The sequence below is a fragment of the Pseudomonas sp. COW5 genome (assembly GCF_026240005.1).
Lineage (GTDB): Bacteria > Pseudomonadota > Gammaproteobacteria > Pseudomonadales > Pseudomonadaceae > Aquipseudomonas > Aquipseudomonas kribbensis.
Genome location: NZ_JAPHVP010000001.1, coordinates 1,089,805 through 1,103,110, shown reverse-complemented (window position 1 = coordinate 1,103,110; position 13,306 = coordinate 1,089,805). Strand labels below are relative to the sequence as shown.

Annotated in this window: 10 protein-coding genes and 1 pseudogene; all 11 read left to right on the top strand. The window is 62.5% G+C overall.

The annotated features are described in order from the left end of the window. Positions 1–283 precede the first annotated feature (283 nt). The 11 genes and pseudogenes from OQ248_RS05105 to OQ248_RS05055 all read left to right on the top strand — a co-directional run bounded on the left by OQ248_RS05105 (position 284) and on the right by OQ248_RS05055 (position 13,278). Positions 284–1,906, top strand: coding sequence for a methyl-accepting chemotaxis protein (locus tag OQ248_RS05105; RefSeq protein ID WP_085712799.1), 1,623 nt, complete (start codon positions 284–286; stop codon positions 1,904–1,906). Further along, positions 1,906–2,442, top strand: coding sequence for a chemotaxis protein CheW (locus tag OQ248_RS05100; protein ID WP_265812208.1), 537 nt, complete (start codon positions 1,906–1,908; stop codon positions 2,440–2,442). Before OQ248_RS05105 ends, OQ248_RS05100 begins: the two co-directional genes overlap by 1 nt. Then, entirely contained in the window at positions 2,439–3,716 is a 1,278-nt protein-coding gene (locus tag OQ248_RS05095) for a CheR family methyltransferase (protein ID WP_265812207.1), read from the top strand. The genes OQ248_RS05100 and OQ248_RS05095 overlap by 4 nt, the downstream gene beginning before the upstream one ends. Beyond that, positions 3,713–4,396, top strand: coding sequence for a chemotaxis protein CheW (locus OQ248_RS05090; protein ID WP_265812206.1), 684 nt, complete (start codon positions 3,713–3,715; stop codon positions 4,394–4,396). The genes OQ248_RS05095 and OQ248_RS05090 overlap by 4 nt, the downstream gene beginning before the upstream one ends. Continuing rightward, positions 4,393–6,687 carry a hybrid sensor histidine kinase/response regulator gene (locus OQ248_RS05085; protein WP_265812205.1) on the top strand — a complete coding sequence of 765 codons (2,295 nt, stop codon included), beginning with the start codon at positions 4,393–4,395 and terminating at the stop codon, positions 6,685–6,687. Before OQ248_RS05090 ends, OQ248_RS05085 begins: the two co-directional genes overlap by 4 nt. Next, positions 6,684–7,694, top strand: coding sequence for a chemotaxis response regulator protein-glutamate methylesterase (locus OQ248_RS05080; RefSeq protein ID WP_265812204.1), 1,011 nt, complete (start codon positions 6,684–6,686; stop codon positions 7,692–7,694). The genes OQ248_RS05085 and OQ248_RS05080 overlap by 4 nt, the downstream gene beginning before the upstream one ends. Before the next feature lie 48 nt (positions 7,695–7,742). Beyond that, positions 7,743–8,821 (top strand): annotated as a pseudogene (locus OQ248_RS05075) (PleD family two-component system response regulator). A gap of 257 nt (positions 8,822–9,078) precedes the next feature. Continuing rightward, positions 9,079–10,174, top strand: a protein-coding gene (gene prfB / locus OQ248_RS05070) for a peptide chain release factor 2 (protein ID WP_114881547.1) whose coding sequence is annotated in 2 segments (ribosomal slippage) — positions 9,079–9,150 and positions 9,152–10,174 — 1,095 coding nt in all. Because the reading frame shifts where the segments join, the coding sequence is not laid out codon by codon here. Between the two features lie 68 nt (positions 10,175–10,242). Then, positions 10,243–11,745: a lysine--tRNA ligase gene (lysS, locus tag OQ248_RS05065; RefSeq protein WP_119427139.1), complete on the top strand. Its 1,503-nt coding sequence runs from the start codon at positions 10,243–10,245 to the stop codon at positions 11,743–11,745. Between the two features lie 118 nt (positions 11,746–11,863). Continuing rightward, positions 11,864–12,568 (top strand): TetR family transcriptional regulator, encoded by a 705-nt coding sequence (locus OQ248_RS05060; RefSeq protein ID WP_011332647.1) that lies wholly within the window; start codon positions 11,864–11,866, stop codon positions 12,566–12,568. A gap of 155 nt (positions 12,569–12,723) precedes the next feature. Then, a complete protein-coding gene (locus OQ248_RS05055; protein WP_265812203.1) occupies positions 12,724–13,278 on the top strand; it encodes a hypothetical protein in 555 nt (184 codons plus the stop codon). Positions 13,279–13,306: the final 28 nt, after the last annotated feature.

Here is a 13,306-nt window from a genome sequence, read left to right as displayed (position 1 = left end):
GCGGAATCAGGCGGAGATTTTGCGAAACAAGTGCGCAAGAAGTTGCGCACCATGGCACATGGCTATGTCAGTGCCAGACCTCTCCGTTGCAGAAATGGCCAATCCATCGCCCCTTTTTGCCATTGCGCCACTGGCACGTTGCCCCGCGATTCCTTGAAAGTCCTTATCCAGAGCCCGTCCCGTTTACGCTCGGGCGGCGCGAGCGCGGCAAACCGTCTTATAAATGAAACACCGCCCTCAGCTATACTCCCCCGCAATTTCGATCTGGCCCCGAGGACTGACTGTGAAGAACTGGACGTTGCGCCAACGCATTTTGGCGAGCTTTGCGGTGATTATCGCCATCATGCTGTTGATGGTGGTCGTCTCGTATTCACGGTTGTTGAAGATCGAAGCCGGCGAGCAGAGCGTGCGTCAGGACGCAGTGCCGGGTGTGTATTTCAGCTCGATGATTCGCAGTGCCTGGGTCGACAGCTATCTGCAGACCCAGGAGTTGCTGGGCCTGAAAAAAGGCCAGGGAATCAGTGCCGAAGACGCCGCGGACTTCAAGTCTTTCGAAGCGCGTCTCAACGAGCAGATGGGCAACTACGAAAGCACCGTCACCACTGCCGAGGACCGGGCCGAGTACACCGTGTTCAAGCAGGACGTGCTCAACTACAACAAGATTCAGGCGCAGGTGCTCGACCTGCATGTGCGAAATCAGGAGGACGCGGCCGCGAAGTTGTTCAATGAACAGCTGACCCCGGCCTGGACCGCCGGCCGCATGAAACTCAACGACATCATTCGCGAGAACAAGGCCGTTGCCGATGAAGCCATGAACAACATCGACGACGCGGTCGCGGCGGCGAAAGTCAGCATGGGCATCTCCCTGCTGGTGGCCGTGCTGGCCGCCGGCCTGTGCGGTCTTCTGCTGATGCGCGCGATCATGGCCCCGATGAACCTGCTCGTGCGGATTCTCGACACCATGCGCACCGGCGATCTGAGTTCGCGCCTGAACCTGGGCCGCAAGGACGAATTCAACGCCGTGGAAACCGGCTTCAACGACATGATGACCGAGCTCACCTCGCTGGTGTCTCAGGCCCAGCGCTCGTCGGTGCAGGTCACCACCTCGGTGACCGAGATTGCCGCTACCTCCAAACAGCAGCAGGCCACCGCCACCGAAACTGCCGCCACCACCACCGAAATCGGCGCAACGTCCCGCGAGATCGCGGCGACCTCCCGCGACCTCGTACGCACCATGACCGAAGTCTCCACCGCTGCCGATCAGGCTTCGGTGCTCGCCGGTTCCGGGCAACAAGGCCTGGCGCGCATGGAAGACACCATGCACTCGGTGATGGGCGCGGCGGATCTGGTCAACGCCAAACTGGCGATCCTCAACGAGAAGGCCGGCAACATCAATCAGGTCGTCGTGACCATCGTCAAGGTCGCCGACCAGACCAACCTGCTGTCCCTGAACGCCGCAATCGAAGCGGAGAAGGCCGGCGAGTACGGTCGCGGTTTTGCCGTGGTCGCCACCGAAGTGCGGCGTCTGGCGGATCAGACGGCTGTTGCGACTTACGACATCGAGCAGATGGTCCGCGAGATTCAGTCGGCGGTGTCCGCCGGGGTGATGGGCATGGACAAGTTCTCCGAAGAAGTGCGTCGCGGCATGGCCGAAGTGCAGCAGGTCGGCGAGCAACTGTCGCAGATCATCCATCAGGTGCAGGCGCTGGCGCCGCGAGTGTTGATGGTCAACGAAGGCATGCAGGCCCAGGCCACCGGTGCCGAGCAGATCAACCACGCGCTGGTGCAACTGGGGGATGCCAGCAGCCAGACGGTCGAGTCGTTGCGTCAGGCCAGTTTCGCCATCGACGAACTGAGCCAGGTGGCCGTGGGCCTGCGCAGCGGCGTTTCGCGATTCAAAGTCTGATGAGCGAAATCATCGCCAAACGCAGCGCTGCACCGGTGGCGAAGCAGGCGTTGTTCCTGCTGTTTCGCATCGGCAACGAACGCTACGCTCTGCGCGCCACGGAGGTGGCGGAAGTGCTGCCGCGCCTGCCGCTGAAGCCGATTGCCCGGGCGCCGCACTGGGTGGCGGGAGTGTTCGCCTATCGCGGTTCGGTGGTGCCGGTGATCGACCTCAGTGCCCTGACGTTCGGCCAACCAGCCGAAGCGCGCACCAGCACACGACTGGTGCTGGTGCATTATCGCGCCGACGATTCGCAACCCTCGCAATGGCTCGGGTTGATCCTGGAACAGGCCACCGACACCCTGCGTTGCAACCCGGATGACTTCCAGCCTTACGGCCTCGACAATCGTCAGGCGCCGTACCTCGGTCCGGTGCGTGAAGACGCCCGGGGCTTGGTGCAATGGGTGCGGGTCAACGATTTGCTCGACGATACCGTGCGCCCGCTGCTGTTCCCGACGCCGCCGCTGGATCCGGCACGGCTTGAGGATCTGCCATGAGCAGCGACCAGCGCTTCTTCGATTTCCTCAAGGAACGCATCGGGCTCGACGTCGCTTCGGTAGGGCCGGCAATCATCGAGCGGGCGGTGCGCCAGCGCATCATCCTGGCGCAGATGGTCACGGCCGACGAGTACTGGCAGACCTTGCAAGGCTCGCGGGACGAACAGCAGGCGCTGATCGAGGCGGTGATCGTCCCCGAAACCTGGTTTTTCCGTTACCCGGAATCCTTCGCCACCTTGGGGAAACTGGCGCGCAAACGCCTGGCCGAACTGAACAACATGCGGGCGCTGCGCATTCTCAGCCTGCCGTGCTCCACCGGTGAAGAACCCTATTCGATTGCCATGGCGTTGCTCGATGCGGGCCTCAAGCCCCATCAGTTCAAGGTCGATGGCATGGATGTCAGCCCCCTGTCGGTGGACAAGGCGCGGCGGGCGTTGTACGGCAAGAACTCGTTTCGCGGTCAGGAACTGGACTTTCGCGAGCGGCATTTTTTCGCCGAGAACGAGGGCTATCGGGTGAATGAAATCGTCCGCGAGCAGGTGCGTCTGCAAGTGGGCAACGTGCTTGATCCCGCATTGCTGGTCAACGAGCCGCCGTTCGATTTCGTGTTCTGCCGCAACCTGTTGATCTATTTCGATCAGCCGACCCAGCAACAGGTATTCGCCGTGCTCAAGCGCCTGACCCACGTCGACGGCGTGCTGTTTATCGGCCCCGCCGAGGGCAGTCTGCTCGGGCGGCTGGGCATGCGTTCGATCGGCATCCCGCAGTCTTTCGCGTTCAGTCGCCACAGCGATCCGCAGCCCGAACCGCTGCCGATGCCGGTCGCTATCCCGACCCCGTTGCCCGTGCGCCAACCGGTTCGCAGCACGCCACCGCCGCCGGTGCGCAATCGCCCGTTTGCCGCTGTGACGCCGTTGCCCGCCACCGCCAAAAGCCCGAATCCCGACGCGGCGACCCTGCTGGCCAACATTGCCGCCCTGGCCAACGAAGGCAAAAGCGCCGAGGCCCGTGCCGCGTGCGAACAGTATTTGCGCAGTCATGAACCGGTGGCTCAGGTGTTTTACTGGCTCGGGCTGCTCAGTGATGTCGCCGGCTCTGCTCTCGAAGCCCAGAGTTACTATCGCAAAGCCTTGTACCTCGAACCGCAACATCCCGAAGCCTTGATGCACCTGGCCGCGTTGCTGCAGGCCCAGGGTGACACGGCCGGTGCCAGACGATTGCAGGAGCGCGCCGCCCGCAGCGGCCGCACCGCCGACAGTGAGCGTAAACGATGATCCCGTCCGACACCTTGAACGTCACCCACGAAGACGCCCGGGCCATCGACGATTGCTGGAACCGCATCGGCATCCACGGCGACAAGTCTTGCCCGCTGCTGGAAGAACACATTCATTGCCGCAATTGCTCGGTGTATTCCGCTGCCGCCACGCGCCTGCTCGACCGTTATGCGTTGCAGCAGGACGAGCGCGACCCGGTGGCGAGCCAGGTTGAAACCGAGCTGAAAACCCGTTCGCTGCTGATGTTCCGTCTTGGCGAAGAATGGCTCGGACTGGCCACCCGCAGTCTGGTGGAGGTCGCGCCGTTGCAGGCGATTCACTCCCTGCCGCACCAGCGGTCCCGGGCCTTGCTCGGCGTGGCGAACGTGCGCGGCGCGCTGGTGGCGTGCCTGTCGTTGGTCGAACTGCTCGACCTCGACGGTAACGCCGCTCCGGCGACCGGCGCACGGATCATGCCGCGCATGCTGATCATCGCCGCCAAGGGCGGGCCGGTGGTGGTGCCGGTGGACGAAGTCGACGGGATTCACGCCATCGACGAACGAATCCTCGATGCCGCGTCGCGTTCCGGGGTGCAGGCCAGTGCCAAATACACTCGAGGCGTGTTGCCATTCAAAGGTCGCAGCCTGCGTTGGCTGGATGAAGAACAGTTGTTGTCCGCCGTCTCCCGGAGCCTCACATGACCCCCGAGCAAATGCGCGACGCCTCCCTGCTGGAGCTGTTCAGCCTTGAAGCCGAAGCCCAGACCCAGGTCCTGAGTGCCGGGCTGCTGGCGCTGGAACGCAATCCGACCCAGGCCGATCAGCTTGAGTCGTGCATGCGGGCGGCGCACTCGTTGAAAGGTGCGGCGCGGATCGTCGGCATCGACAGCGGCGTCAGCGTTGCCCACGTGATGGAAGATTGTCTGGTCAGCGCGCAGGAAGGGCGGCTGTTCCTGCGCCCGGAGCATATCGATGCGTTGTTGCAGGGCACCGATTTGCTGATGCGCATCGCCACCCCGGCCAATGGCCCGCAACCGGCGGACATTGAGGCTTACGTGGTGTTGATGGGTGGTTTGCTCGATCCGGCGGCGCCGGCCGTGGTGGCCGCCGCTCCGAGCGCACCACCGATGGCCGAGTTGCAGCTTCAGCCACCGCCAGTGGCTGAACAGGCGCCCGTTGAAATCCTCGTCGAGGTGGCCGAGCCAGAGCCTGCGCTACGCAAGAGCAAACGCACCACCGAAGGTGGCGAGCGGGTGCTGCGGGTCACCGCCGAACGCCTGAACAGCCTGCTCGATCTGTCGAGTAAATCCCTGGTGGAAACCCAGCGTCTCAAACCGCACCTGGCCACGATGCAGCGCCTCAAGCGCATGCAGAACAACGGCCTGCGGGCGCTGGAAAGTCTCAACGTGCATCTCAAGGAGCATGCCCTGAGCCTCGAAGCTCAAGAGGCGCTGGAGGATGCGCGGCGACTGCTCGCTGAATCCCAACAATTGCTGGCGGAGAAAAACGCCGAACTCGACGAGTTTGCCTGGCAAGCGAGTCAGCGCGCGCAAGTGCTCTACGACACCGCGCTGGCCTGCCGCATGCGGCCGTTTGCCGACGTGCTGTCCGGTCAGGTACGGATGGTGCGCGACCTCGGTCGCAGCCTTGGCAAGCAGGTACGGCTGGAGATCGAAGGCGAGAAAACCCAGGTTGATCGCGACGTGCTGGAAAAACTCGAAGCCCCGCTGACCCATCTGCTGCGTAACGCGGTCGATCACGGCATCGAAACACCGGCAGAACGTCTGCTCAAAGGCAAGCCCGAGGAAGGGTTGATCCGACTGCGCGCCTCGCACCAGGCCGGGCTGCTGGTGCTGGAGTTGAGCGATGACGGCAACGGTGTGGATCTGGAAAAGGTCCGCCGCAGCATCGTCGAACGTCAGTTGTCGCCGGCGGAAACCGCCGCTCAGCTGAGCGAAGAAGAGCTGCTGACGTTCCTGTTCCTGCCGGGTTTCAGTCTGCGGGACAAGGTCACCGAGGTGTCCGGTCGTGGCGTCGGCCTCGATGCCGTTCAGCACATGGTCCGCCAGTTGCGCGGTGCGGTGGTGCTGGAGCAAACGGCGGGCGAGGGCAGTCGCTTCCATCTCGAAGTGCCGCTGACCCTGTCGGTGGTTCGCAGTCTGGTGGTGGAAGTCGGCGACGAGGCCTACGCCTTCCCGCTGGCGCACATCGAGCGCATGTGCGATCTGGCGCCGGACGATATCGTGCAGGTCGAGGGCCGCCAGCACTTCTGGCACGAGGGCCGGCATGTGGGGCTCGTCGCGGCCAGTCAGTTGCTGCAGCGCCCGGCAAGCCAGAACAGCGGCGACACGCTGAAGGTCGTGGTGATCCGCGAGCGCGATGCGATCTACGGCGTTGCGGTCGAACGCTTCATCGGCGAGCGCACGCTGGTGGTGCTGCCGCTGGACGAGCGGCTGGGCAAGGTGCAGGACATTTCTGCCGGGGCCTTGCTCGACGACGGTTCGGTGGTGTTGATCGTCGACGTCGAAGACATGCTGCGCTCGGTGGACAAGTTGCTGAACACCGGGCGTCTGGAACGCATCGCCCGCCATGGCAATCAGGCCGCAGAAGCCGCGCGCAAACGGATTCTGGTGGTTGATGACTCGCTCACCGTGCGCGAGCTGCAACGCAAGTTGCTGCTCAATCGTGGCTACGACGTCGCCGTCGCGGTAGACGGCATGGACGGCTGGAACGCCTTGCGCTCCGAGGATTTCGATCTGCTGATCACCGACATCGACATGCCACGCATGGACGGCATCGAACTGGTGACGCTGCTGCGCCGCGACAATCGCCTGCAATCACTGCCGGTGATGGTGGTGTCCTACAAGGACCGCGAAGAAGACCGGCGCCGTGGACTGGATGCCGGGGCGGACTATTATCTGGCCAAGGCCAGTTTTCATGACGATGCCCTGCTCGACGCAGTGGTTGAGCTCATCGGAGGAGCGCGGGCATGAAGATCGCAATCGTCAACGACATGCCCCTGGCGGTGGAGGCCCTGCGCCGGGCGCTGGCCTTCGAGCCGGCGCATCAGGTGGTGTGGGTCGCCAACAACGGCGCCGAAGCGGTGCGGCTGTGCGCGGAGAACACCCCGGACCTGATCCTGATGGACCTGATCATGCCGGTGATGGATGGCGTCGAGGCCACCCGCCGCATCATGGCCGAGAGCCCCTGCGCCATCGTCATTGTCACGGTCGACCGCCAGCAGAATGTGCACCGGGTGTTCGAGGCCATGGGCCACGGCGCGCTGGATGTGGTCGACACCCCGGCCCTTGGCGCCGGCAATGCGCAGCAGGCGGCCGCGCCACTGTTGCGCAAGATTCTGAATATCGGCTGGCTGATCGGCGAGAAAACCGCTCGCGCCCGCCCGGCCCAGACAACACCGCGCAATTCCGGGTCGTGCCAGCGTCTGGTGGCGATCGGCTCGTCAGCGGGCGGCCCGGCGGCGCTTGAAGTCTTGCTCAAAGGCCTGCCACGCAACTTTTCTGCGGCCATCGTGCTGGTGCAGCATGTCGATCAGGTGTTCGCCGCCGGCATGGCCGAATGGCTGGCCAGCGCCAGCGGCCTCGACGTACGCCTGGCCCGGGAAGGCGAGCCGCCGCAGGCCGGCGCGGTGTTGCTGGCCGGCACCAATCATCACATCCGGTTACTCAAGAACGGCACGCTGGCCTACACCGCCGAGCCGGTCAACGAGATCTACCGCCCCTCGATCGACGTGTTTTTCGAAAGCGTCGCCAATTACTGGAACGGTGACGCCGTAGGGGTTTTATTGACCGGGATGGGACGCGACGGGGCTCAAGGGCTTAAGCTCATGCGCCAACAGGGTTACCTGACCATCGCGCAGGATCAGCAAAGCAGTGCGGTGTACGGCATGCCCAAGGCCGCCGCGGCCATCGATGCAGCCGTAGAAATCCGTCCACTGGAAAAGATAGCGCCACGATTGCTGGAGATTTTCCCCAAATGAACGCATTACTCCGCAATCCAGGCCCCCGCAGCACTCAGGTGACCGCCCATGAATGACTTACAGATCGATGACATCAAAACCGACGAGAACGCCGCCATGGTGTTGTTGGTGGACGATCAGGCGATGATCGGCGAAGCCGTGCGCCGCGGGCTGTCGAATGAAGAGAACATCGACTTTCACTTCTGCTCCGACCCGCATCAGGCCGTGGCCCACGCCGTGCGGATCAAGCCGACGGTGATCCTGCAGGATCTGGTGATGCCCGGCCTCGACGGCTTGAGCCTGGTGCGCGAATACCGCAATCACCCGGCGACCAAGGACATTCCGATCATCGTCCTGTCGACCAAGGAGGACCCGCTGATCAAGAGCGCGGCGTTCTCGGCCGGGGCCAACGATTACCTGGTGAAACTGCCGGACAACATCGAGCTGGTGGCGCGCATCCGCTATCACTCGCGCTCCTACATGACTCTGTTGCAACGGGACGCGGCCTATCGTGCGTTGCGGGTCAGCCAGCAGCAATTGCTCGACACCAACCTGGTGCTGCAACGCCTGATGAACTCCGATGGCCTGACCGGGCTGTCCAACCGCCGGCACTTCGACGAGTACCTGGAGCTGGAATGGCGTCGCTCGCTGCGCGACCAGAGCCAGTTGTCGTTGCTGATGATCGACGTCGATTACTTCAAGTCCTACAACGACACCTTCGGTCACGTCGAGGGCGATGAAGCCCTGCGCAAGGTCGCCACGGCGATCCGCGAGGCCAGCGCCCGGCCGTCCGACCTGCCGGCGCGTTATGGCGGCGAAGAGTTTGCGCTGGTGCTGCCCAACACCTCGCCGGGCGGTGCGCGGCTGGTGGCGGAGAAGCTGCGTCAGACCGTGGCGGCGCTGAAGATTCCGCACAATGCTCCGGCCGAAGGGGCGAGCCTGACCATCAGCATCGGCCTGGCGACCATGGTGCCGGAGGCGGGCAGCGACTGCCGGTTGCTGATCTCGGCGGCGGACCGTGGCCTGTATCTGGCGAAGAACAACGGGCGCAACCAGGTGGGAATCGAGTAATGGCTCGCCCTCACCCCAGCCCTCTCCCACAGGGAGAGGGGGCCGACCGAGGTGTCTGGCGTCATACATCGACCTGATCGACCGCGTCGATTATGGATCTGCAAGCTCGGCAGTTCCGGATTCAGTAAAACTATTTCACGTCGGGGTATCTCTCGAATATCCCCCGATCGGTCCCCTCTCCCTCTGGGAGAGGGCTAGGGTGAGGGCAGGCAATCTCAACCCAGACAGAAAACCTCAAGCCATTCCCCCCGAAGCCGCCAGACGGGCTGCCGTGACAGCTTGATTACGTTATACTCGCCGGCTTTCAAAAGTTCGCCAACGAGTGCTGCCCGTCATGGAAATCAACCCGATCCTGAACACCATCAAGGACCTGTCCGAGCGCTCCGAATCTATTCGGGGGTATCTTTGACTACGATCAAAAGCATGAGCGTCTGATCGAAGTCAATCGCGAGCTTGAAGATCCTGCAGTCTGGAACAAACCTGAATACGCCCAGGAACTGGGCCGCGAGCGCTCGGCGCTGGCGCAGATCGTCGACACCCTGGACGAGCTGGCCACCGGCCTGGCCGATTCCCGCGAGCTGCTCGACATGGCCGTCGAAGAGAACGACGAAGGCGCCGTGAACGACGTCGTCGAAGTCCTTCAAGGTCTCGAAGAGTCCCTGGCCAAACTCGAATTCCGTCGCATGTTCAGCGGCGAGATGGACCCGAACAACGCCTACCTGGACATCCAGGCCGGTTCCGGCGGCACCGAAGCCCAGGACTGGGCCAACATCCTGCTGCGCATGTACCTGCGCTGGGCCGACAAACGCGGTTTCGACGCGACCATCATGGAGCTGTCGGCCGGTGAAGTCGCCGGGATCAAGGGTGCTACCGTGCACATCAAGGGCGAATACGCCTTTGGCTGGCTGCGCACCGAGATCGGCGTGCACCGTCTGGTGCGCAAGAGCCCGTTCGACTCCGGCAACCGTCGCCACACCTCGTTCTCCGCGGTTTTCGTCTCGCCAGAGATCGACGACAAGGTGGAAATCGAAATCAACCCGGCAGACTTGCGGATCGACACCTATCGTTCCTCCGGTGCCGGTGGTCAGCACGTAAACACCACCGACTCGGCCGTACGTATCACCCACGTACCGACCAACACCGTGGTCAGCTGCCAGAATGAACGTTCCCAGCACGCCAACAAGGACACCGCCATGAAAATGCTGCGGGCCAAGTTGTACGAGCAGGAAATGCAAAAGCGCAACGCGGCGTCCCAGGCGCTGGAAGACACCAAGTCGGATATCGGCTGGGGTCACCAGATCCGTTCGTACGTGCTCGATGCCTCGCGGATCAAGGATCTGCGCACCAACATCGAACGCAGTGACTGCGACAAGGTGCTCGACGGCGACATCGACGAATACCTGGAAGCCAGCCTGAAATCGGGGCTGTAAGCTTCACCCGACCTCAAGTCCCCCGTCACCGGCGGGGGCAACGAACCTGTGATGGAAAATTTAAAGACATGAGCGACCAACAACTCGATTCGCAAGCCCTGCAACAGGAAGAAAACTCCCTGATCGCCCTGCGCAAGGAAAAGCTTGCTGCCGAGCGCGCCAAGGGCAATGCCTTCCCGAACGACTTCCGCCGCGACAACTACTGCGAAGCATTGCAGAAACAGTACGCGGACAAGACCAAGGAAGAGCTGGCAGAGGCTGCGATCCCGGTCAAGGTTGCAGGTCGCATCATGCTCAACCGTGGCTCGTTCATGGTGATCCAGGACATGACCGGTCGCATCCAGGTCTACGTCAACCGCAAGACCCTGTCTGAAGAAACCCTGGCCGCGGTGAAAACCTGGGACATGGGCGACATCATCGCCGCCGAAGGCACCCTGGCCCGTTCCGGCAAGGGCGACCTGTACGTCGAGATGACCAGCGTGCGCCTGCTGACCAAATCCCTGCGCCCGCTGCCGGACAAGCACCACGGCCTGACTGACACCGAACAGCGCTACCGTCAGCGTTACGTTGACCTGATCGTCAACGAAGACGTGCGCCAGACCTTCCGCGTTCGTTCGCAAGTGATCGCGCACATCCGCAGCTTCCTGATGAAGCGCGACTTCCTCGAAGTCGAAACGCCGATGCTGCAGACCATTCCTGGCGGCGCCGCCGCCAAGCCGTTCGAAACCCACCACAACGCGCTGGACATGGAAATGTTCCTGCGTATCGCGCCGGAGCTGTACCTGAAGCGTCTGGTGGTTGGCGGCTTCGAGAAAGTGTTCGAGATCAACCGCAACTTCCGTAACGAAGGCGTTTCGACTCGTCACAACCCTGAATTCACCATGTTGGAGTTCTACCAGGCTTACGCCGACTACGAAGACAACATGGACCTGACCGAAGAACTGTTCCGTGAGCTGGCGCAGCTGGTTCTGGGCAGCACCGACGTGCCGTACGGCGACAAGGTGTTCCACTTCGGCGAGCCGTTCGTACGCCTGTCGGTGTTCGACTCGATCCTCAAGTACAACCCTGAGCTGACCGCCGATGACCTGAACGACATCGACAAGGCGCGCGACATCGCCAAGAAGGCCGGCGCCAAGGTGCTGGGCTTCGAAGGTCTGGGCAAGCTGCAGGTGATGATTTTCGAAGAGCTGGTCGAGCACAAGCTGGAACAGCCGCACTTCATTACCCAGTACCCGTTCGAAGTGTCGCCGCTGGCCCGTCGCAACGACGACAACCCGAACGTCACCGACCGCTTCGAGCTGTTCATCGGCGGCCGTGAAATCGCCAACGCCTACTCCGAGTTGAACGACGCGGAAGACCAGGCCGAGCGCTTCATGGCGCAGGTGGCCGACAAGGACGCCGGCGACGACGAAGCCATGCACTACGACGCCGACTTCGTTCGCGCGCTGGAGTACGGCATGCCGCCAACGGCCGGTGAAGGTATCGGTATCGACCGTCTGGTGATGTTGCTGACCAACTCGCCGTCGATCCGCGACGTGATCCTGTTCCCGCACATGCGGCCGCAAGCGTAAGTGTTTCAATAAAAAAGCCGCCTGAAATGGGCGGCTTTTTATTGCCTGTCTGGTACAAACGTATCAAATGGTTACTTTTGAAAAAAACAACAGAGGAAGTCCTGTCGTGATCGGTGCAATGGCTCAAGAGGGTGCAGCGGGTATCGCCACTGCGGTCGCTGAAAGTGTTCAGTACCAGGGCCGCAAGGCCAGCCGACAGGGCAGCGAGCAGCGTCGGCAGGACATTCTCGATGCGGCGATGCGCATTGTCGTGCGCGATGGCGTGCGCGCCGTGCGTCACCGTGCGGTGGCGGCCGAGGCCGGTGTGCCGTTGTCGGCCACCACCTATTACTTCAAGGACATCGATGACCTGCTCACCGATACCTTCGCCCAATACGTCGAACGCAGCGCGGCCTACATGGCCAAGCTGTGGATCAACAACGAAGGCCTGTTGCGCGAAATGGTGGTCAGCGGCGACGGCAGCCCGGAGTCGCGCTCGCAACTGGCCGACGATATCGCCCGGCTGATGGCCGACTACGTGCACCGGCAACTGGTCAACCGCCGCGAGCATTTGATGGCCGAACAGGCGTTCCGTCAGGAAGCGCTGCTCAATCCGCGTCTGGCGGAACTGGTACGTTCCCATCAGCAGATTCTGTTGCAGGGCACCTGCCAGTTGTTCCAGGTGCTGGGCTCGCGCGAACCGCAGCAGGATGCCAAGGTGTTGACGGCGATTATCGGACGGATGGAATATCAGGGCCTGCTCAACGACGCCGAGCCTTTGGCCGAAGAGGACATGCTCGGCATTCTGACGCGCTATATGCATCTGGTACTCGCGTCGGTCTGATAGCCGATGGAGGTTCTCTGTGGGAGCGGGCTTGCTCCGGGCGGCGATCCGACGAATACGGTGGGTCAGTCAACTGAAGTGTTGAATGTGAAACCGCTTTCGCGAGCAAGCCCGCTCCCACAGGGGAAGGTGTTTCAGGTTCTAGGGAGTGTTGAATGAAAGCCTGGCGTGGCGCGTTGATCGCGCTGTCGTTCCTGCTGCTCAGCGGTTGTCTGGTGACCTTCAAGGATCCGCTGCCTGCCCGTGAGCCGGCGCCCAAGGGCCTGCTCGGCGAATGGGCGAGCACCAATGCCTGGGGCGAGCCGATGAGTCTGGAACTCACGCGCCTGGGCAATGACCGCTATCAGGCGGTCACATGGTTCAAGGCCCGTCCCCATGAGCGGGAAGCCTACCCATTCACTGTGTCGCGTCATGGCAACCGCTGGTATCTGTCAGCGAAGGTGCCGGCGCAATATGGCGGGCACTTCACCATCGCCGGTTTCGAGATCACCGACAAACATGAACTGGTGATCTACAACCTCGATCTCGAACAGATCAACCAGGCCATCGCGCAGAAAACCCTCGACGGCCAGGGCTTCCCGACCGATGACGGTCAAGGCGTGCAGGTCGACAGTCCGCTGGATAAGGTCTTTGCTTACCTCGACGACCCGGCCAATTCCGACGTTTTCGTCGAAGCGGCGCGCTACCAGCATCAGGCCAAGGCCAAATAATTCAGTTCGTCACGTTTTCTACAGGAGT

Bases quoted from the DNA above. Each gene is read 5' to 3' on its own strand.
- OQ248_RS05060 (WP_011332647.1), top strand. From the start codon at position 11,864: ATGGCTCAAGAGGGTGCAGCGGGTATCGCCACTGCGGTCGCTGAAAGT.
- OQ248_RS05080 (WP_265812204.1), top strand. From the start codon at position 6,684: ATGAAGATCGCAATCGTCAACGACATGCCCCTGGCGGTGGAGGCCCTG.
- lysS (WP_119427139.1), top strand. From the start codon at position 10,243: ATGAGCGACCAACAACTCGATTCGCAAGCCCTGCAACAGGAAGAAAAC.
- OQ248_RS05090 (WP_265812206.1), top strand. From the start codon at position 3,713: ATGATCCCGTCCGACACCTTGAACGTCACCCACGAAGACGCCCGGGCC.
- OQ248_RS05100 (WP_265812208.1), top strand. From the start codon at position 1,906: ATGAGCGAAATCATCGCCAAACGCAGCGCTGCACCGGTGGCGAAGCAG.
- OQ248_RS05085 (WP_265812205.1), top strand. From the start codon at position 4,393: ATGACCCCCGAGCAAATGCGCGACGCCTCCCTGCTGGAGCTGTTCAGC.
- OQ248_RS05055 (WP_265812203.1), top strand. From the start codon at position 12,724: ATGAAAGCCTGGCGTGGCGCGTTGATCGCGCTGTCGTTCCTGCTGCTC.
- OQ248_RS05095 (WP_265812207.1), top strand. From the start codon at position 2,439: ATGAGCAGCGACCAGCGCTTCTTCGATTTCCTCAAGGAACGCATCGGG.